We start from the raw sequence: 19,365 nt of genomic DNA, 5'->3' as shown, positions 1-19,365 counted from the left end.
TCTTTACTCTCAGTAGTCATCGCACGCCACGCCCACCCCACCCGCCCCGTACGGCCCGCACCGCGGGGCCGGCCGTACGCTGAGGCTCATGAGTGACCGCGAGAGACTGCTTGACGAGATCAAGAACAAGGCCGTGGTGCACGGGCGGGTCGTGCTGTCCTCCGGCAAGGAGGCCGACTGGTACGTCGACCTGCGCCGCATCACCCTGGACGGCGTGGCGGCCCCGCTGGTGGGCCGCGTGATGCTGGACCTCACCGAAGACCTGGACTACGAGGCGGTCGGCGGGCTCACGCTGGGCGCCGACCCGGTGGCGACGTCGATGCTGCACGCCGCGGCGGCGCGTGGCCGCAGGCTCGACGCGTTCGTGGTGCGCAAGGCGGGCAAGGCCCACGGCCTGCAGCGCAGGATCGAGGGCCCGGACGTCGCCGGGCGCCGGGTGCTCGCAGTGGAGGACACCACCACGACGGGCGGGTCCGTGCTCACCGCCGTGGAGGCGTTGCGCGAGGCCGGCGCGCAGGTCGTGGGCATCGCGACGATCGTGCACCGGGGCGGCGACGAGGCGCTGGCCGCGACGGGAATCCCCTACCGCTCCGCCTACTCGCTCGCGGACCTGGCGCTCACTGATCCTCAGACCGCTTCACGCTGAACGCCTGCCGCTCACCGGCCGACCCGGGTGACCTGGCGGTTCCGTTCTCGAAGACCTGGACCGTGCTCGCGTCGTCGAGGACGATGTCGAGCTCGGGCTGGAAGTAGGACGCCTCCTCGCCCCGGGCCAGGTCGCGGTCGATGAGCACGTCGCCACCGGGCACCCGGACGAACACGGGGCACAGGTCGGCCTTGCAGACCACGCGTACGGTGGGCACGCGAGGCTTGGAGGATTCGGCGGTGGGCCGCGCCGGCGAGGTGGAGGCCGTGTCGGAGGCGGGTTCCTCCGAGCCGAACGTGGACAGCAGCGCTCTCGCGCCGACCACGATGACCGCGAGCAGCAGCACTGCCGCCAGGCCGGCCAGCGCCAGCCTGGCGACACCGAGGGGATCAGACCTGTGGCGTCCCACAATCGGGAGAGTAGCGGGTGTGAGGCATATCTCAGTACTGACCGGTCACTTCTTGTGCGGCAGCACTTTCCCGCAGGTCATCCCCGGCTCCCCCGTACGGACGGCCCACGGCGGCACCGCCCCGCCGGACGCTTTACCGGGGTGCGTGGTGTCGGCCCTTGGGGACGGCGGCGGCGGCCTTGCGGTTCTTCAGGACCTCGCGCACGATCGGGATCACCGACAGGAGGACGACGACGAAGACGCCCGGAAGGATGAACCTGTCGATGCCCTCGACCTTGCTGCCGAGGAAATAGCCGAGCAGCAGCAGGGCCTCGACCCAGACGACCCCGCCGAGGGCGTTCCAGACGAAGAAACGGCGCGCGTCCATCTCCAGCACGCCGGCCACCGGGTTCATGAAGGTGCGGACGATCGGCATGAACCGCGCGGCGACCACGGCCTTCGCGGGGCCGAACTTCTCGAAGTAGTACTCCGCCTTCTCGACGTGCTCCCTCTTGAACAGCCGGGAGTCGGGCTTGTCGAACATCTTTCGCCCGACCTTCGCCCCCAGGAAGTGGCCCAACTGCGCTCCGGCGATGGCCGCGAGCGGTGCGCCGATCAACAGAGTGGGCAGTGACAGCGGCGCGATCCCGAATCCCTCCGCTGCGGCGACGGTGCTGAAAATTCCAGCGGTCACCAACAACGAGTCACCGGGCAGGAAGAACCCGACGAGCAGCCCGGTCTCGGCGAATACGATGGCGATGACGCCGATCGTCGCGAAGGCGCCGAGCATGCTCAGCCACCACTTCGGGTCAAGAAGGTCCAAGAGCACGTCCACGGGGCGAGCCTACCCGTCCCGGGTGAGATCAGACTGAGAAGCGGCAGGGCTGTGGAAAACCGTGAATCGCGGAATGACCGCGGCTTTCCCGGTGCCCCGCATACCCGGCTTTCCCGATCGGCCCGCCCTTCGGGATACTTGCCACGCCGCATACCGTCAGAAGGAGATGACTTCGCATGCCTATCGCGACTCCAGAGGTCTACGCCGAGATGCTCGACCGCGCCAAAGCGGGCGGTTTCGCTTACCCGGCGATCAACGTGACCTCGTCGCAGACCCTGCACGCCGCGCTGCGCGGCTTCGCGGAGGCGGAAAGTGACGGGATCATCCAGGTGTCGACCGGTGGCGCGGAGTTCCTCTCCGGCACCACCGTGAAGGACATGGTCACCGGGTCGGTGGCGTTCGCCGAGTTCGCCCGCGTGGTCGCCGAGAAGTACCCGGTGACGGTGGCGCTGCACACCGACCACTGCCCGAAGGACAAGCTCGGCTCCTTCGTCCGCCCGCTGCTGGAGATCTCCGCCGAGCGCGTCGCGCGCGGCCAGGACCCGCTGTTCCAGTCGCACATGTGGGACGGCTCCGCCGTGCCGCTGGACGAGAACCTCCAGATCGCGAGCGAGCTGCTCGACAAGACCGCCGCCGCCAAGGTCGTCCTCGAGATCGAGATCGGCGTGGTCGGCGGTGAGGAGGACGGCATCGTCGGCGAGATCAACGAGAAGCTGTACACGACGCCGGAGGACGCCCTGGCCGTCGCCGAGACCCTCGGCCTCGGCGAGCGTGGCCGCTACATCGTGGCCGCCACCTTCGGCAACGTCCACGGCGTGTACAAGCCGGGCCACGTCAAGCTGCGCCCGAGCGTGCTCAAGGAGATCCAGGAGGCAGTCGGCGCCAAGTACGGCAAGGAGAAGCCGTTCTCGCTGGTCTTCCACGGCGGCTCCGGCTCCACCCTGGAGGAGATCCGCGAGTCGATCTCGTACGGTGTGGTGAAGATGAACATCGACACCGACACGCAGTACGCCTTCACCCGCCCGATCGTGGACCACATGTTCCGCAACTACGACGGCGTGCTGAAGGTCGACGGCGAGGTCGGCAACAAGAAGGCCTACGACCCGCGCTCGTACGGCAAGGCCGCCGAGGCCGGCATGGCCGCGCGCATCGTCGAGGCGTGCCAGCAGCTCAAGTCCGCGGGCACCAAGCTCAAGTAGTCAGGGCACGGCCCGGCGGGAAACGCGAAGCCGCATTCTTGTATCGGTCTTCGGTTCCCACCGGGCCGCCCATACCCGTGTGGCTCTTGGACGGGTAAGACTGTCCCCATGGAATCGCACGAGAACCTCCTTGCCGGCCCGCCGCCCACCCTGCTGCCGGACAACCCCGAAGCGCGGCAGATGCTCGAGTCGGGCGCCAAGGCGGCCGACGTGGCAGCCCGTTTCCCCGCCTACTCCGCGGCCTGGGCCGCTCTCGCCGACGACTACTTCGCCGCGGGTCACGCCGTCACCTCGTACGCGTTCGCGCGCACCGGTTATCACCGGGGTCTCGACCAGCTGCGCCGGGCGGGCTGGAAGGGGCACGGGCCGATCCCGTGGGAGCACGAGCCCAACCGGGGGTTCCTGCGCTGTCTGAACGCCCTGGCCCGGGCGGCACAGGCGATCGGCGAGAAGGACGAGGCCGAGCGCTGCGCCCAGTTCCTGCGTGACAGCAGCCGGGAGGCCGCGGAGGCGCTCGCACCCAACCCCTGAACGATCTCTTTAACGAATTGCCTGGATGACTCCTGGACAAACCGCCCAAACGGGGCATTAAGCGGGACAATCAATCCGTCTTGTGACTTAAGACTCCGTTCACCGTCGGCATGCCCCTCAGGTAGTCTCTGTGTGCAAGAGGCCCCTGCCGCGCTTGCGTCAGGGGCTTTTCGTCTTGGTGCGGGAGTTGAACCATGCCGGCTGTCGTTCTCGTTGGCGCCCAGTGGGGCGATGAGGGCAAGGGGAAGGCCACCGACCTGCTTGGTGGTGACGTCGACTACGTCGTGCGTTACCAGGGTGGCAACAACGCGGGCCACACCGTCGTCATCGGCGACCAGAAGTACGCGTTGCACCTGCTTCCGACGGGCGTGCTCTCCCCCGACGTGGTCCCGGTGATCGGCAACGGCGTGGTGGTGGACCCGGGCGTGCTGCTCGGCGAGATCGACGGGCTGGCCGAGCGGGGCATCTCCTGCGACCGGCTGCTGATCTCGGCCAACGCTCATTTGATCATGCCCCAGCACAAGGCCATCGACAAGGTCAGCGAGCGTTTCCTGGGCAAGGCCAAGATCGGCACGACCGGCCGCGGCATCGGCCCGGCGTACGGCGACAAGATCTACCGCATGGGCATCCGGGTCCAGGACCTGCTCGACCCCGGCATCCTCGGCAAGAAGATCGAGGCCGCGGTGGGCGAGAAGAACCAGATCCTCACCAAGATCTACAACCGCCGCGGGATCGACCCGGCGAAGGTGCTGGAGGAGTACCTCGGCTACGCCGAGCGGCTGCGCCCCCACATCGCCGACACCTCGCTCGTGCTCTCGCGGGCGCTCGACCAGGACAAGGTCGTGCTTCTGGAGGGCGGGCAGGGCACGCTGCTCGACATCGACCACGGCACCTATCCCTTCGTGACCTCCAGCTCGCCCACCTCCGGCGGCGCCTGCGCCGGCTCCGGCATCCCGCCCACCCGCCTGACCAGGATCATCGGCATCCTCAAGGCGTACACCACGCGCGTGGGGTCCGGGCCGTTCCCGACCGAGCTGCTCGACGAGCAGGGCGACTGGCTGCGCCAGACCGGCGGCGAGTACGGCGTCACCACCGGCCGCAACCGCCGCTGCGGCTGGTTCGACGCGGTCATCGCGCGGTACGCCACCCGGATCAACGGCGTGACCGACTTCTTCCTGACCAAGCTCGACGTGCTGTCCGGCCTGGAGCGGATCCCGGTCTGCGTGGCGTACGACGTGGACGGCGTCCGCCACGACGAGATCCCCATGACGCAGACCGAGTTCCACCACGCCACGCCGATCTACGAGGAGCTGCCCGGCTGGCAGGAGGACATCACCGGTGCCAAGACGTTCGAGGACCTGCCGCCGAACGCGCAGGCGTACGTCAGGGCGCTGGAGGAGATGAGCGGCGCCCCGATCTCCGCCATCGGCGTCGGTCCGGGCCGCACGCAGACCATCCAGATTCGTTCCCTGATCTGATGGTTCGTGGGGTACGCGCCCGGAACCGGCGGGTTCCGGGCCGCGGACAGGCGAGGCGGTAAGGTACGCCGCTGTGCATGGATACGTTGAGCTGCACGGGCACCGTGGAGCGCGGGGCCTGCGGCCCGAGAACACCCTGCCCGGCCTGGCGTTCGCGCTGGAGCTGGGGGTCGACGCACTCGAGTTCGACGTCGCCATGTCCGCGGACGGACAGCTCGTGCTCACCCACGACCTGCACGTGTCCGCGGTCACCAGCGCCGACACGGGCATGGCCGTTCCCGGCGACGAGATGTTCCCCTACGTCGGCAAGCCGATCATCGCGCTCACCCTGCCGCAGCTGCGCACCCTCGACGTCGGCGTACGGCTGCCCGAGCGGCCGGACGACCGCTTCGCGCTCACGCAGGTGCCGCTGCCGGACACCCGGATGCCGACGCTCGGGGCGGTGCTCGGCCTGATCGGCGCCCTCGGCGCCGACCACGTGCGCCTCCACGTGGAGCTGAAGTCCGATCCGACCCGTCCCGACCTGTGCGCCGACCCGCGCCGCTTCGTCGAGGAGGTCGTCCACGAGCTCGACCGGCACGACCGGCTGTCGAGGGCGGCGCTGCTCAGCTTCGACTGGCGCCTCCTGGAGATCGCCCGGCCGATGCTGGAGCGGCGGTACGCCCTGGTCGAGCGCGACACGATGACCCCCGCCTGGATGAACGGCATCCGTCTCGGCGAGGTCGGCGGCGACCTCGCGGCGGCGGCCGCGGCGGTGGGGGCGACGGCGTTGTCCCCCGACCGCGTGCTCGTCGACGAGGCGCTGATGACGGGGGCGGCCCGGCAGAACCTGCCGGTCGTCGTCTGGACGGTCAACGACGCCGACGAGGCCGCCCGGCTGATCGACATGGGGGTGGCCGGGATCGTCACCGACTACCCCGACCGCATGCGCCGCCTCTGGAAGGCCCGCGGCCTGCCGCTGCCCGGCCCGGTGACCCCGCTACGGCCCGTAGGAGCCTGAGCCGTACAGCGCAAAGGAAGAGCCCCGCCGTGGGCGGTTTCACAACCACCGAGGCGGGGCTCCAGGGTCACCCACAAGAATGGCTTCACAGCCGACGTACAGCCAAGCGCACCGGACCGTGCCCGTCAAGTAGCCGAGCGTCACCCGCCCCTGCGTGTCGCCGTCACACGGCCCGCTCGGCTCACTCCTCCACGGACAGCGCGCCGGACGGGCAGAGCTGCACGGCCCTCTTCACCCCGGACTCGAGGTCGGCCGGAGGCTCGGCGTCGAGCACCACGACCGTGCCGTCGTCCTCGCTCTGGTCGAACACCCGGGGCAGCGTGAGCACGCACATCCCCGCACCGATACACCGTCCGGTGTCCGCCTTGATCTTCATCGTTCCCCCTGCGACCTTCCTCACCACAGCACCGGCAGGCGGTGCACACCATAGATGGCCATATTGGACCGCATCGGCACCTCGTGCGCGGGCACGGCCAGGCGCAGGTTGGGGAAGCGGCGCAGCAGGGCGGGATAGGCGATGCGCATCTCGATCCGGGCGAGCTGCTGGCCGAGGCACTGGTGGATGCCGTGCCCGAAGCTCAGATGCCCGTGCGCCGGCCGGGTCACGTCGAGCGTGTCGCCGCCCTCGAACCGCTCGGGATCGCGGTTCGCCGCCGCCACCGACAGCGTCACGGCCTCGCCTGCCCTGATCAGGCAGCCGCCGACCTCCACGTCCTCCAGGGCCGTACGGGTTGGTCCGATGTGCACGATGCTGAGGTAGCGCAGCAGCTCCTCCACCGCGTTCTCGACGGCGGCCGGGTCGTCCCGCACGACGGCGAGCTGGTCGGGGTTCGTCAGCAGCGCGAACGTGCCCAGGCCGAGCATGTTGGCGGTCGTCTCGTGGCCCGCGATGAGCAGCAGCAGCCCGACGCCGCCGATCTCCTCGTGCGTCAGCTCCCCGCCCGCGACCAGGCCGCTCAGGATGTCGTCGGCGGGCTCCTTGGCCTTCGCCAGGACGAGGCCGTGCAGGTAGGAGTACAGGTCCTGCACCGCGGCCCGGACCTCCTCGATCGAGGAGCTCAGGTCCAGCAGCACCGCCGAGTCGTGCTGGAACTTCCCCCGGTCCTCGTACGGCACGCCGAGCAGCTCGCAGATGACCAGCGAGGGGATGGGGAGTGCGAACGACTCGACGAGGTCGGCGGGGGCGCCCTCGCGCTCCATGGCGTCGAGGCGGCTCTCGGTGATCTCCTGGATCCTCGGTTCGAGCTGCTTCATCCGCCGCACCGTGAACTGCCCGGTCAGCAGGCGGCGATAGCGGGTGTGGGCGGGGGCGTCCATGCGGATGAAGAACCCCGGCGTCAGCGGCTCACTGCGGAACTCGCTGCGCTGGGGGATCGGCGAGTGCAACAGTTCGGGGCGGGTGCTGAAGCGGTTGTCGGCCAGGATGGCACGCGCCTCGGCATAACCCGTCACCAGCCAGCCCTCGTGCCCGTCCGCGTACGTCATCCGCTGGATCGGCGCCTCGGCGCGGCGGCGTGCCAGTTCGTCCGGTGGGTCGAAGGCACGTTCGCGAGCGAGGGGATAGGTGGCCAGCCGGGGTGTCGCCTCTGTCATGACACGCTCCTGCGAGAGTGGAAACGGTCGATGTGTCGAGCGGCCCGCTCCCCCCACCTAACAACATCATTTGACAGATAGCAATGACCGATTGTTCATGATTCCGGTCACGAAGCGTACGCAGTCCGAAACGGTCGGCACCCGCCGGGACGCCCGTGGGGCGGCGTCCCGGGGGAAAAGGGGAGGTCAGAGCCAGCCGTTGCGGCGGAAGGCGCGGTGCAGGAGCGTGCAGGCGACGACCATCACGCCGATGACGATCGGGTAGCCGTAGACCGACCGCAACTCGGGCATGTGCTCGAAGTTCATCCCGTAGATGCCGGCGATCATCGTGGGGACCGAGATGATCGCCACCCACGAGGAGATCTTGCGCATGTCCTCGTTGGCGAGGGCGTTGGAGCGGGCCAGCGCGGCCTGGAGGATCGAGTCGGACAGCTCGTTGGACGCCTGGACCGCCTCGCACACGCGGGACAGGTGGTCGCCGACGTCGCGGAAGTACTCACGCATCTCGGAGGGGATGCTGCGCCGCTGGGGAAGGGCGTTGAAGGGGGTCTGGAGCGGTCCGACCGCGCGCTTGAGCTCCAGCATCTCGCGCTTGAGCTGGTAGATCCGGTTGATGTCGCGGGAGCTGACCTCCGCGAAGACGGCCGCTTCGACCTCTTCGAGCTCGGCCTGCATGAGGTCGGCGACCTGAAGGTACTTGTCCACGACGTGGTCGGCGATGGCGTGCAGGACGCCGGTCGGGCCGCGGGCGATCAGCTTCGGCTTGGCCTCCAGCTTCTCGCGGATCTCACCGAGCGGGCAGTAGCGGCCGTGCCGTACGGTCACGACGAAGTCGGGCCCGACGAACACCATGATCTCGCCGGTGCCGATGATCTCGCTGCTCGCCGCCGACACCTCGTGGTCGAGGAACGCGACGGTCTTGAGCACCACGAACAGCGAGTCGCCGTAGCGCTCGACCTTGGGACGCTGGTGGGCCTTGATGGCGTCCTCTACGGCGAGCGGGTGCAGGCCGAACACCTCGGCGAGCCACTCGACCTCGGGCGCGGCGGGCTCGTGCAGCCCGACCCAGACGTACGCGTCGGGCACCTCGTTGACCTCGTTGTGCTCGCGTACCAGGCGCACGGCCTCGGGAATGCCGCCGGCCTCGACCTTCTTGCCGCCGACGTACGCGCCGAACTCGACGAGGGAATTGCTCGGCGGCACACAGCGGACGATCGGCTCCACGTTCTTCATCGGCGCCGCGCCGAGGCGCGTGGGCATGACCCGGGTGTGCCTGTTGATGCGGGGAAAGAGCAGAGAGGAGCGCATGGCGGTCCCTTCCCGCCCGAGCCGGCACGCTCTACGCGCGACGTGATGTCACCCCTTCATACAGGCGTGAGCTGCCCCTCGGGCTTCAGTTTCGGAGTGGTCGGGAATGCGCACGACGTACGTGCGCGAGCACGTACTGACGGGATCACCAGAATTCATCCCAGACCACCTCCAATCGCCACGAGACAGCGCGAAGCCTGTCTAACCTACCACACGGCCGTTGGACACCTGTTCCAGCGTACCCGCGTCAAGTGCCGTCGATCATGCACTTCTTGCCAAAAAGCGCCCGTACAAACTGGCCATCGATGTGTATCCACCCCCAAACCGCTCCGCCTGGGCGCGGGGACGGCGCGACGCCGGGGTCGCCGCGCCGGCGGGTGTCGGGGGCGGCGGCGCGGGGACGGCGGCGCGGGGACGGCGGCGCGGGGACGGCGGCGCGGGGACGGCGGCGCGGGGGCGATGGCGCGGGGGCGATGGCGCGGGGGCGATGGCGCGGGGGCGGTGGTGCCGCGCCGGAGGTGTGGCGGGCAAAGACTGCGACAATGGTCGGGTGCGCGTACTTGTCATCGGTTCCGGGGGTCGTGAGCACGCTCTGTGCCGGACCCTGCGGCTCGACCCCGCCGTCGTAGAGGTCCACTGCGCCCCCGGCAACGCCGGGATCGCCGAGGTGGCCACCCTGCACCAGGTCACGCCCACCGACGGGGCGGCCGTGACCGCGCTCGCCGAACGGCTGGGCGCCGACCTCGTCGTGATCGGCCCCGAGGCGCCGCTGGTCGCCGGGGTCGCCGACGCGGTCAGGGCCGCCGGGATCGCCTGCTTCGGCCCGTCGGCGGAGGCGTCGCGGATCGAGGGGTCCAAGGCGTTCGCGAAGGACGTGATGACCGCCGCCGGGGTGCCGACCGCCCGTGCGTACACCTGCACCACGCAGGAGGAGGCCGCGGCGGCGCTCGACGCGTTCGGCGCGCCGTACGTCGTGAAGGACGACGGGCTGGCCGCGGGCAAGGGCGTGGTCGTGACCGACAGCCGCGAGGAGGCCCTGGAGCACTCCAGGGCATGCGGCCGGGTCGTCATCGAGGAGTTTCTCGACGGCCCCGAGGTGTCGCTGTTCGCGCTGTGCGACGGGACCGATGCGGTTGCTTTGCAGCCCGCCCAGGACTTCAAGCGGGCCTACGACGGCGACAAGGGCCCCAACACCGGCGGCATGGGGGCCTACACCCCGCTGCCGTGGGCCCCGGAGGGCCTGTCCGAGCGGGTGATGGCCGAGATCGTGCGCCCGACCGTGGCCGAGATGGCGCGGCGCGGCACGCCGTACACGGGAGTGCTGTACGCCGGGCTGGCGCTGACCTCGTCCGGGCCGCGGGTCATCGAGTTCAACGCGCGGTTCGGCGACCCGGAGACCCAGGTCGTGCTCGACCGGCTGGAGACCCCCCTGGGCGGGCTGCTGCTCGCGTGCGCGACCGGCACGCTCGCCGGGCATCCGCCGCTGCGGTGGCGGGACGGCGCGGCCGTGACCGTGGTGCTCGCCGCCGAGAACTACCCGGCCGACCCGGTGAAGGGCGACCCGATCGCCGGGCTCCCTGTGACGGTCGAGGGCGCGTACGTGCTGCACGCGGGCACGGCCCTCGACGAGGCCAACCGGGTCGTGTCGAACGGCGGGCGGGTGCTCAACGTGGTCGGCACGGGCGCCGACGTCGCCCAGGCCAGGGCCCGGGCCTACGAGGCGCTGGAGCAGATCACGATGCGCGGCTCCCACCACCGCTCCGACATCGCCCTCGCCGCAGCGTCCTCCTGACGCCTGACGATCGGTGATGTCCGCCTAACGGTTGGTGCACGACTCGTGTGCGGACATACGATCTGATCAGCGGAGGGGAGGGCGCATGGCCGCGGTCGCCAGGCCACGGGTCGAGGAGATCCGTCTCGCGTACCTCCCTGGCCTGGTGCGCGACGGACGGCTGCGCATTCCGTCCTTCCAGCGTTCCTTCCGCTGGGACCGGGACGACGTCGTCAGGCTGTTCGACAGCGTCCTGCGCGGCTATCCCATCGGCGCCCTGCTCATGTGACAGCGGCCGGCCGCCGCCGCGCGTCCAGACATCGGGCCGCTGAGGATCGACGCGCCCGAGGCGGCCGACGCGTGCTGGGTGGTGGACGGCCAGCACCTCGTTCATCCTCGTGACGTCCCCGCTCGGGCCATCCGTGCGGCGATCGGCCAGGCGGACCCCGAGATTCTACGGAGCCACGTCATCGACGAGGCCGCCCTGCGCGATCTTCCAGAACACGAGGACCTCTTCCTCGCGCGCCGTTTCGACCAGCTCGCGACGGCGGTCGAGGAGCACGTCCAGGAGAACGCGCTCTTCGGTTTCCCGGACGGTCCCGATCTGATCAGGCCAGAGTGAGCGCATGAGCACACAGACCACCGCTCAGGTGTTGCTCGGCGAACGCCCGGTCGGCATGCTCACGATGCGAGCGGGCCGGGTGACCTTCGAGTACACGGACCGAGGACCCGTTCCCGCCGTTCGTGGGTGATCACATCGAGGTGCGGCCGCGGACGCTCCCGCTGCTCAAGGCGCGGTGAAGAGCTGGGAAGATGGAACGGTGAAGCACCTGCACTCCGGCAAGGTACGTGACCTCTACGAGACCCCCGACGGGCTGCTGCTGATGGTCGCCTCCGACCGCATCTCGGCCTTCGATTACGTGCTCGAACCCGGCATCCCCGACAAGGGGGAGATCCTCACCCGGCTGTCCCTGTGGTGGTTCGAGCAGCTCAAGGACGTGGTCCCCAACCACGTGGTCTCGACCGACGTCCCGGCGGAGTTCGCCGGCCGCGGCGTGCTGTGCCGCAGGCTGCGGATGGTGCCGGTGGAGTGTGTGGCACGCGGATACCTCACCGGCTCCGGGCTGGTGGACTACCGCAGGGAGGGCGTCGTCTCCGGCGTGCCGCTCCCCGAAGGGCTCACCGACGGGTCCAGGCTGCCCGAGCCCATCTTCACGCCGTCGACCAAGGCCCCCATGGGCGAGCACGACGAGCCCATGACGTACGAGGAGGTCGTGGGCGAGGTGGGCGAGGACGTGGCCGAGCAGCTGCGCCGGATCACCCTCGACGTCTACAGCCGCGGCGCCGAGATCGCGTTGGAACGCGGCATCATCCTGGCCGACACGAAGATCGAGCTGGGCTGGGACGCCGACGGCGTGCTGACGCTGGGCGACGAGGTGCTGACGCCCGACTCATCCCGCTTCTGGCCGTTGGACGAGTGGGAGCCCGGCCACTCCCAGCCGTCGTTCGACAAGCAGTTCGTCCGAAATTGGCTGCTGTCCCCCGAATCGGGCTGGGACAGGTCGTCCGGCGAGGCGCCCCCGCCGCTGCCCGACGAGATCGTCGAGCGCACCCGCAGCCGTTATGTCGAGGCGTACGAGCGGCTCACCGGCGAGCGTTTCCGCGGCTGAATCACACAGGTCACGCAAGTAGTCTCAAGTGACTCGTTCCCCCATGCGTTCTGGGGGTAGTTCCTCCCCGAAACTCCTGGAACAGCGGCTACTCTAGGCCGATCGTCCTCGCCGACGCGTCGGGTGCCGGCTGACGGGAGTCCCCCATCCTTCCCCCGAAATAGGAGCAATTCATGGTCCGTTACCGCGTGCGCGGTGGCAACGTACTGCGTGGAACCGCCTTCATCCAGGGCGCGAAGAACGCCGTACTGCCCATGATCGGGGCGGCGCTGCTCGCGGCCGAGGGCCGCACGGTGCTCCGCAACGTGCCCGTCATCGAGGACGTGCGCCGGGCGGTCGAGCTCGCGCAGGCCGTGGGCGCGAAGGTGGAGTTCCACGAGAGCGAGCGGACGCTCGTCATCGACGCCTCCCGCCTGACCAGCCCGGTCCTGCCCGCGGAGATCGCCCGCCGGTTCCGGGGGTCGGTGCTGTTCGTCCCCGCGCTGCTCCACCGCCTGGGCGAGGCGATCATCGAGGGCATCGGCGGGTGCAACCTCGGCAGCCGCAACCTCGACTTCCACTACCTGGGCTACAAGCGCCTGGGCGCGATGGTGGACGAGGGCGAATCCGTCATCCACATCAAGGCCGGCGGCCTGATCGGCGCCCCGCTCTACCTCGACACCCCGTCGCACACCGGCACCGAGAACCTGATCATGGCCGCCTCGCTGGCGCGGGGCACCACCGTCATCGAGAACGCGGCCCTCGAACCCGAGGTGCTCGACGTCATCACGATGCTGACCCGCATGGGCGCGCGCATCCGCGGCGGCGGCACGGGCTTCATCACGGTCGAGGGCGTCGACGAGCTGACCGCGGTCGAGCACACCGTCATGCCCGACCGGCTCGACGCGGGCGTCTTCGCGATGGCCGCCGCGATCACCGGTGGCGAGGTCAGCCTGGTCGGCGCCTCCCTGGAGCACCTCGGCGTGGTCCGGTGGAAGCTGGAGCAGATGGGCGTCGAGTTCGAGACCCACGGCGCGGTCCTCCAGGTGCGCCGCAACCGCCCGCTGCGGCCGATCAACGTCATCACCGACACCTACCCCGGCTTCGCGACCGACCTGCAGTCGCCGCTGATGACCGTGGCCTGCCTCGCCGAGGGCTCCAGCTACATCCACGAGCGGATCTTCGACGGCCGCTTCGCGCTCGCGGGCGAGCTGAACAAGATGGGGGCGAACGTCGAGGTCGAGGGCAGCCGGGCCGTCGTGCACGGACCGACGCCGCTGCACGGCACCGAGGTGACTGCGCACGACCTGCGGTCGGGCATCGCGCTCGTGCTGGCCGGGCTCGCGGCGGAGGGCGAGACCACGATCGGGTCCGGATATCTGATCGACCGGGGCCACGCCGCGCTCGCGCAGCGTATGCAGGCTCTCGGCGCAGATGTGGTGCGTGAAATTTCCACTTCGGACGAGGGGTGAGTCCGGAAACCTTTACTAATGCCCTGACCAGCGCAGATCTTCCGATTTAAGGAACCCCCCAGACCACCCAGAATGGTATTCCGGTAAATCTGGGCGTGACATTACGGCCTTAACCAGCGATCGTTCCAAAGAGAAGCCACAACAACGAGGGCGACGTGGGATGGGACGAACATTGGTCGAACGCACGGAAGACACTCCGCGCGGGTCACGTCTGGGCACGGTGACACCCGACCTCACCATCGGCGTGGTGGGGTCACACGATCTGGTCGAGCGGGTGATGCTCATGGGGCACTCGGCTGCCCCGGTGCCCTGCCGGCTGGTCGCCGCCGCATACCGGGACGAGCAGGAGGCGGCGGACAAGGTGACCCGGCTCGGTCCGGGTGTGGACGCATGCCTGTTCGCGAGTCCGGTGCCTTTCGAGCTCGCCCGGCGAGCCGGCGTGCTCACGATGCCGGCCACGCATGTGCAGCTCGGCGGGGCCGCGCTCGTGGCGGCGATCGCACGGGCCGCGCTGGACGAGCGGATCGATCCGCGCCGGGTGAGCCTCGACGTGCTCGGCCGGCCGGACATCGACGAGGCGTACACGGACCTCAACCTCTCCTCCGGTGAGGTCCACAGCCGAGACGAGCCGGGCCCGGTGGGCACGATCACCGCCTTCCACGAGCGGTTGTTCCGCCAGGGGGCCACGACGGGCGCGCTCACGTGCGTCCAGGGCGTGGCCGACCGGCTGACCGCCGCCGGGGTGCCGGTGGTGCCCGTCAGGCCGACCTCCGCGGCCGTCCGTACGGCACTGCACACGGCGGCGCTGCTCGGCGCCCGCCACCGGCTGGAGGAGTCGCAGCTCACGGTCGTGCTGGTCGAGGTGCCGACGCTGCGCGAGCCCGTACGGCGGGCCGCGCCGCGCTACTGGCGCGACGAGCTGCGGCTGTCGCTGCACCGCCTGCTGGTGCAGGAGGCCAACCGGATCAACGCGAGCGTGTGGCCGATCGACGACCACAGCTATCTCGTGGTCGCGACGAAGGGCTCGATCTCGACGGCCACGGACGGGTTCCGGGTGCTGCCGTTCGCCGCCAGGATCCGCGAGGAGCTGGGTCTGGCGGTCGAGGTGGGTGTGGGGATGGGCCGCACCACGCACGAGGCCGAGACGCACGCCAGGGGCGCGCTCGCGCGCACCCAGGGCGGCAAGCAGCCGCAGGGCTTCGCCGTGGACCGGGAGGGCCGCGCACTGGTGCCGCCGCCCCGGATGCCTCCCCAGCCGGGCGGACCGGTCAAGCCCAAAGGGGTCGAGGTGCTGGCGCGCCTGGCCGCCAAGCTGGAGGGCGGCGACACGGTCGTCGACGCGGAGGGCGCCGGACGCATGCTCGGGGTGACCCCCCGCACGGCCAGGCGGTTGCTGCGCACGCTGGTTGACGAGGGACTCGCGTGGCCGCTTCCGCCCAACCGCACCCCCCAGCCGGGCCGGCCGCGGCAGCTCTACCGGCTGATCGTGGAGAAGCTGAACCGGTAATCGCCGTCCGGAAACAACGGTCTATTGTCATGACCCATGGAACGAAACGGTCATGACGCACGGGTGTGGCTGGCGCTGGCCGCCGTGTACGTGGTGTGGGGCTCGACGTACCTCGGCATCGCCATCGCCATCCAGACCCTTCCGCCGATGACAAGCGGTGGACTCCGTTTCGTCGCGGCGGCGCTGGTTCTCGGCACGGTCCTGCTCGTCAGGGCCGTGCCGCTCCGCATGCGGTGGAAGGAGTTCGGCGGCGCCGCGCTCGTCGGGCTGCTGCTCCTCGCCGGAGGCAACGGCATGGTCGCCGTGGCCGAGCAGCACATCTCCAGCGGCCTGGCCGCGCTGCTCGTCGCCTCCACCCCGCTGTGGCTGATCGTGCTCAGGACGATGTTCAGGGACCGGCCGCACGTGCTGACGCTGGCCGGCGTGCTGGTGGGCTTCGCCGGGGTCGCCTTCCTCTCCCTGCGGGGCGGCGGCGCGTCCGGCAGCGGCGTAGGCATCACCATCGTGCTGCTGGGCTCGCTGTCGTGGTCGGTGGGGTCGTTCATCTCCCCCCGGATCCCGATGCCGAAGAACCCCTTCGTGGCCAGCACGGTCGAGATGGCCGTGGGCGGCATCGCCCTGCTGGTCATGGGTCTCGTGCAGGGCGAACGGCTGCACCTCGCCGAGGTGAGCTGGCAGTCGTGGACGGCCCTGGCCTACCTGGTGCTGGTGGGCTCGCTCGTGGGCTTCACCTCCTACATCTGGCTGCTCGGCCATGCGCCGATCTCGCTCGTGTCCACCTACGCGTACGTGAACCCCGTGGTGGCGGTGCTGCTCGGGATGGCGGTGCTGGCGGAGCCGGTCACCGCGGCCATGCTCGTGGCGGGGGTCCTGATCGTCGTGGGGGTCGCGCTGGTGGTCTCCACCGAGCGCCGTGGGAGGCCCGCGACGCCGCCGGAGGAGGAGGCCCCCGCGGGCCCCGGACGCGTCACGGCGCCCCAGCCGGCCGTCGAGCCGTGAATGCGAGCCGCCGCACCGTGAGCATGAGCCGGGCCGGGAATCCGAGCCGGACCTGGAACCCGGGCCGAACCGGAAACCGGGCCGAACCGGAAACCGGGCCGAACCGGAAACCGGGCCGAACCGGGAAACGGGGACCGAACGGGAAACGGGGCCGGCTTGGCGAGGCATGAGAGCGAAATCGGTAATTCGAGGCCGCACGCGAATCGGACGCATGATTTCGCTGCGATCCGCCGACTATCCCGCGATATTCGCACGACAAATGCGAGGGCATCCCGCGGCGGTCAGGGTGGGCGACTCCATGGACGGCCGCACGCGATATACAAGATCGCTGACAACCGGATCATGACAGGACCCGGAAGGGTTCACTGACACTGCTTTGCGAGGAACCGCGCGATGTTCGAGAAGTTCACCGATCGAGCACGACAGGTCGTCGTCCTGTCCCAGAACGAGGCCCGGACGCTCGGCCACTCATCCATCGACACCGAGCACATCCTGCTCGGTCTGCTCCGCGAAGGCGGTGGCCTGGCGGCCCAGGTTCTCACGAGCCTGGGCCTGAGCCTTGAGGACGCGCGCCTCCGGGTCAAGGAGACCGTCGGCCACGGCCGGTCCGCCACGGCGGAGCCCCTGCCGTTCACCCCGACCGCCTCCGCGGTCCTCCAGGCGTCGAACGAGGAGTCCGTGCGGCGCGGCCACGACCGCATCGGCACCGAGCACATCCTGCTCGCGCTCCTCCGCGATCACGAGACCGTGGCGACGCGGGTGCTGGTCGCCTCCGGAGCCGATCCCGGCCACGCGGCGCGGGCCACGGAGGAGCTCATCCGGCAGTACTACCCGGCCTCCTAGCGGGGTGCGGAAACCCCGCCCCTCGAACGGCCCCCTGGCGGGGTGCGGAAACCCCGCTCCTCGCGAAGCCTGGGGGACGTTCACAGATCTTGGGCAAGCCGGCAGGTGGCGGAGACCGTTGCCGGTCTGCACCAGACGTATCCACGGGCCTGGGGCAAGTCGGTCACTGCGCCGGAAGGAAACTCCGGTCCTCGCGAAACCCGCTCCGCTGGGCCTTCGCTGCGGTCCTCGTTCCCTTCCGCTCCGCTCCCTCCACCCCGTGGACGTTGCTAGGAGTCCTTCCGGAACGCCTCGGCGGCGGCGAGGAAGACGTCGTTGGCCTCGCTGTCGCCGATGGAGATCCGGGCCCCCTCGCCGGCGAACGGGCGCACCGCGACCCCGACGGCCGCGCACTTCTCGGCGAACTCCATCGTGCGCTCGCCGAGGCGCAGCCAGACGAAGTTGGCCTCGGTGGGCGGGACGGTCCAGCCCTGCGACAGCAGCGTCTCCCTGACCCGGGCGCGCTCCTTGATCACGGTCTCGACCCGCTCGTGCAGCTCGTCCTCGGCCTTCAGGGACGCGATCGCGGCCGCCTGGGCGAGGTGGTTGACCGCGAACGGCAGCAGCGTCTTGCGGACCGCGGCGGCCACGGGCTCCTGCCCGATCAGGTAGCCGACCCGCAGCCCCGCCAGGCCGTACGCCTTGGAGAACGTGCGCAGGACGGCGACGTTGGGGCGCTCGCGATAGAACGTGAGACCGTCCGGCACGTCCGCGTCCCTGACGTACTCCCGGTAGGCCTCGTCGAGGACGACGAGGACGTTCTCGGGCACGCGGTCGAGGAACCGCGTGAGCTCGTCGGCCCGGTTGACCGTGCCGGTCGGGTTGTTGGGGTTGCAGACGAAGACCAGGCGCGTCTCCGGCGTGATGGCGTCGGCCATGGCGTCGAGGTCGTGCGTCTCGTCGCGCAGCGGCACCTCGATCGAGGTGGCGCCCGCGAAGCCGACCAGCATCGGGTAGGCCTCGAACGAGCGCCAGGCGTACATCACCTCGGCGCCGGGCTCGCCCACCGCCTCCAGGATCTGCTGGGCGACCGCGACCGATCCGGCACCCAGCGCCACGTGGTCGTACGGCACGCCGAGCCGCTCGGCGAGCGTCTCGGTGAGCCGGACCGCGCCGGGATCGGGGTAGCGGTTGACGTCCGTGGCCGCCCGCGCGATCGCTTCAAGCACCGACGGCAGGGGTCCGAAGGGGTTCTCGTTGGAGGACAGCTTGTAGGAGCGGCCGTCCGGTGAGACCACGGCCTTGCCCGGCTTGTAGGCCGGCACGGTGTCGAGGATCGAGCGGAATCGAGGCATGCCCTAACGATAGGAGATCCGCCTGTCCCGGCGGCACCCCGCACGCCCCCTGTGGATAACTCTCCTGCCCCGGTCTTACTGGTAGTAGGCGTAGAGCGTCTTCCAGCTGCCGGCGTACTGGCAGGTGAGGGACGGCTTGGTGGCCTTGCGCTCGGAGCAGACCTTGAGCTCGACCTCGCCGACGTTCTTGATGGTGAAGGCGAAGGTCTTCTTCGCGCCGTACGAGCAGGTGCGGTAGTTGCGGTAGGCCAGGTGCGGCTTGTTGGCGGCGTCGAAGTAGCTGACGCGGAACAGGGCCCAGCCGCAGGTGGACGACGTGTGGTTCAGGCTGGTGACCTTGCCGGTGACCTTGACGTACGGCGCGGGCCGGCTCCGGTCGCTCTTGGCCGCGGCGATCAGCGAGCCGCTGACCTTGGCCTTCGACCCGGTGGCGTAGTAGGGGCCCCAGGACTTGGCGGCGGTGGCCTCGGCGGCCGTCGCGGTCGCGAGCGGGGCGAGGGCCAGGATGCCGGCAGCGAGCGTGATGCCTGCGAGGGAGCGGGTGAGGGTCATGGCTGGGGGTCCTTTCCTCGTCGTTGCCGGCAGTGTGTCCCGGGCCGCTTTCAAGGCCCTTGACGCCCGCTGAACCGACGACGCCCGCCGTACCGCGCCCGCTGAACCGACGACGCCCGCCGCCCGCATGCGGCCGCGCGCTTCGCCGCTCGCGCACGCGGAAGCGCCCACGAACAGCCAGGGGGAACAGCCACCCGCCGAAACGGTGAAGCGTGTCCCAGGCGTGTGTCTCGCCAGGGGAAGCGGACGACTCCGAGGAC

General features: G+C 70.0%; 21 protein-coding genes. 14 read left to right on the top strand and 7 right to left on the bottom strand.

All coding sequences use genetic code 11. From position 1 onward, the window contains the following. Positions 1-88: 88 nt before the first annotated feature. Entirely contained in the window at positions 89-646 is a 558-nt protein-coding gene (pyrE, locus tag HCK04_RS20780) for an orotate phosphoribosyltransferase (protein WP_142649036.1), read from the top strand. Here pyrE and HCK04_RS20775 read toward each other — a convergent pair. Further along, positions 618-1,055 carry a hypothetical protein gene (locus HCK04_RS20775; RefSeq protein ID WP_142649035.1) on the bottom strand — a complete coding sequence of 146 codons (438 nt, stop codon included), beginning with the start codon at positions 1,053-1,055 and terminating at the stop codon, positions 618-620. The two genes, pyrE and HCK04_RS20775, sit on opposite strands and share 29 nt — an antisense overlap. A 133-nt stretch (positions 1,056-1,188) precedes the next feature. Next, positions 1,189-1,869, bottom strand: a complete 681-nt coding sequence (locus HCK04_RS20770; protein WP_260617350.1) for a DedA family protein — start codon at positions 1,867-1,869, stop codon at positions 1,189-1,191. A 176-nt stretch (positions 1,870-2,045) separates the two neighbouring features. Between HCK04_RS20770 and fbaA the strand changes: the two genes are divergently transcribed. The 4 genes from fbaA to HCK04_RS20750 all read left to right on the top strand — a co-directional run bounded on the left by fbaA (position 2,046) and on the right by HCK04_RS20750 (position 6,077). Further along, positions 2,046-3,068 carry a class II fructose-bisphosphate aldolase gene (fbaA, locus tag HCK04_RS20765; protein ID WP_142649034.1) on the top strand — a complete coding sequence of 341 codons (1,023 nt, stop codon included), beginning with the start codon at positions 2,046-2,048 and terminating at the stop codon, positions 3,066-3,068. Positions 3,069-3,176: 108 nt separating this feature from the next. After that, on the top strand, positions 3,177-3,599 hold the full coding sequence (locus HCK04_RS20760; RefSeq protein WP_142649033.1) for a DUF3151 domain-containing protein: 423 nt from the start codon (positions 3,177-3,179) through the stop codon (positions 3,597-3,599). A 194-nt stretch (positions 3,600-3,793) separates the two neighbouring features. Beyond that, positions 3,794-5,077 carry an adenylosuccinate synthase gene (locus tag HCK04_RS20755; RefSeq protein ID WP_142649032.1) on the top strand — a complete coding sequence of 428 codons (1,284 nt, stop codon included), beginning with the start codon at positions 3,794-3,796 and terminating at the stop codon, positions 5,075-5,077. A gap of 73 nt (positions 5,078-5,150) precedes the next feature. After that, positions 5,151-6,077, top strand: a complete 927-nt coding sequence (locus HCK04_RS20750; protein ID WP_142649031.1) for a glycerophosphodiester phosphodiesterase family protein — start codon at positions 5,151-5,153, stop codon at positions 6,075-6,077. Positions 6,078-6,258: 181 nt separating this feature from the next. Here the strand turns inward: HCK04_RS20750 and HCK04_RS20745 are convergent, their stop codons facing one another. The 3 genes from HCK04_RS20745 to corA all read right to left on the bottom strand — a co-directional run bounded on the left by HCK04_RS20745 (position 6,259) and on the right by corA (position 8,978). After that, a complete protein-coding gene (locus HCK04_RS20745) occupies positions 6,259-6,453 on the bottom strand; it encodes a ferredoxin (protein WP_142649030.1) in 195 nt (64 codons plus the stop codon). A 20-nt stretch (positions 6,454-6,473) separates the two neighbouring features. Further along, complete coding sequence (locus HCK04_RS20740) at positions 6,474-7,670, bottom strand: cytochrome P450 (RefSeq protein WP_142649029.1); 1,197 nt, start codon at positions 7,668-7,670, stop codon at positions 6,474-6,476. A 186-nt stretch (positions 7,671-7,856) separates the two neighbouring features. Then, entirely contained in the window at positions 7,857-8,978 is a 1,122-nt protein-coding gene (corA, locus tag HCK04_RS20735; protein ID WP_142649028.1) for a magnesium/cobalt transporter CorA, read from the bottom strand. Positions 8,979-9,528: 550 nt separating this feature from the next. Between corA and purD the strand changes: the two genes are divergently transcribed. From purD to HCK04_RS20700, 9 genes are all read left to right on the top strand, one after another. Continuing rightward, complete coding sequence (gene purD, locus HCK04_RS20730) at positions 9,529-10,770, top strand: phosphoribosylamine--glycine ligase (RefSeq protein WP_142649027.1); 1,242 nt, start codon at positions 9,529-9,531, stop codon at positions 10,768-10,770. An 85-nt stretch (positions 10,771-10,855) separates the two neighbouring features. Next, positions 10,856-11,038, top strand: coding sequence for a DUF262 domain-containing protein (locus tag HCK04_RS20725; RefSeq protein ID WP_205830498.1), 183 nt, complete (start codon positions 10,856-10,858; stop codon positions 11,036-11,038). Positions 11,039-11,119: 81 nt separating this feature from the next. Further along, on the top strand, positions 11,120-11,371 hold the full coding sequence (locus HCK04_RS41305) for a hypothetical protein (protein WP_185949007.1): 252 nt from the start codon (positions 11,120-11,122) through the stop codon (positions 11,369-11,371). Positions 11,372-11,375: 4 nt separating this feature from the next. Next, positions 11,376-11,501: a hypothetical protein gene (locus HCK04_RS43685; RefSeq protein WP_260617349.1), complete on the top strand. Its 126-nt coding sequence runs from the start codon at positions 11,376-11,378 to the stop codon at positions 11,499-11,501. Between the two features lie 69 nt (positions 11,502-11,570). Beyond that, positions 11,571-12,419, top strand: coding sequence for a phosphoribosylaminoimidazolesuccinocarboxamide synthase (locus tag HCK04_RS20720; protein ID WP_142649026.1), 849 nt, complete (start codon positions 11,571-11,573; stop codon positions 12,417-12,419). 173 nt (positions 12,420-12,592) lie between these two features. After that, on the top strand, positions 12,593-13,870 hold the full coding sequence (gene murA / locus HCK04_RS20715; protein ID WP_142649025.1) for a UDP-N-acetylglucosamine 1-carboxyvinyltransferase: 1,278 nt from the start codon (positions 12,593-12,595) through the stop codon (positions 13,868-13,870). Between the two features lie 277 nt (positions 13,871-14,147). After that, positions 14,148-15,377, top strand: coding sequence for a transcriptional regulator (locus tag HCK04_RS20710; protein ID WP_142616314.1), 1,230 nt, complete (start codon positions 14,148-14,150; stop codon positions 15,375-15,377). A 36-nt stretch (positions 15,378-15,413) separates the two neighbouring features. Beyond that, positions 15,414-16,376 carry an EamA family transporter gene (locus HCK04_RS20705; RefSeq protein WP_142649024.1) on the top strand — a complete coding sequence of 321 codons (963 nt, stop codon included), beginning with the start codon at positions 15,414-15,416 and terminating at the stop codon, positions 16,374-16,376. Between the two features lie 393 nt (positions 16,377-16,769). Continuing rightward, positions 16,770-17,219 (top strand): Clp protease N-terminal domain-containing protein, encoded by a 450-nt coding sequence (locus HCK04_RS20700; protein ID WP_142649023.1) that lies wholly within the window; start codon positions 16,770-16,772, stop codon positions 17,217-17,219. A gap of 269 nt (positions 17,220-17,488) precedes the next feature. Here the strand turns inward: HCK04_RS20700 and hisC are convergent, their stop codons facing one another. Both hisC and HCK04_RS20690 read right to left on the bottom strand, forming a co-directional pair. Beyond that, positions 17,489-18,553: a histidinol-phosphate transaminase gene (gene hisC / locus HCK04_RS20695; RefSeq protein ID WP_142649022.1), complete on the bottom strand. Its 1,065-nt coding sequence runs from the start codon at positions 18,551-18,553 to the stop codon at positions 17,489-17,491. A gap of 75 nt (positions 18,554-18,628) precedes the next feature. Beyond that, positions 18,629-19,105, bottom strand: coding sequence for a hypothetical protein (locus HCK04_RS20690; RefSeq protein WP_142649021.1), 477 nt, complete (start codon positions 19,103-19,105; stop codon positions 18,629-18,631). Positions 19,106-19,365: the final 260 nt, after the last annotated feature.

Origin of the sequence: Microbispora sp. CL1-1, assembly GCF_012034195.1 — a bacterium.
Taxonomy (GTDB): Bacteria; Actinomycetota; Actinomycetes; order Streptosporangiales; family Streptosporangiaceae; genus Microbispora.
Note: the sequence above shows the minus strand (reverse complement) of the source record. Positions and strands in the feature narration are given on the sequence as shown.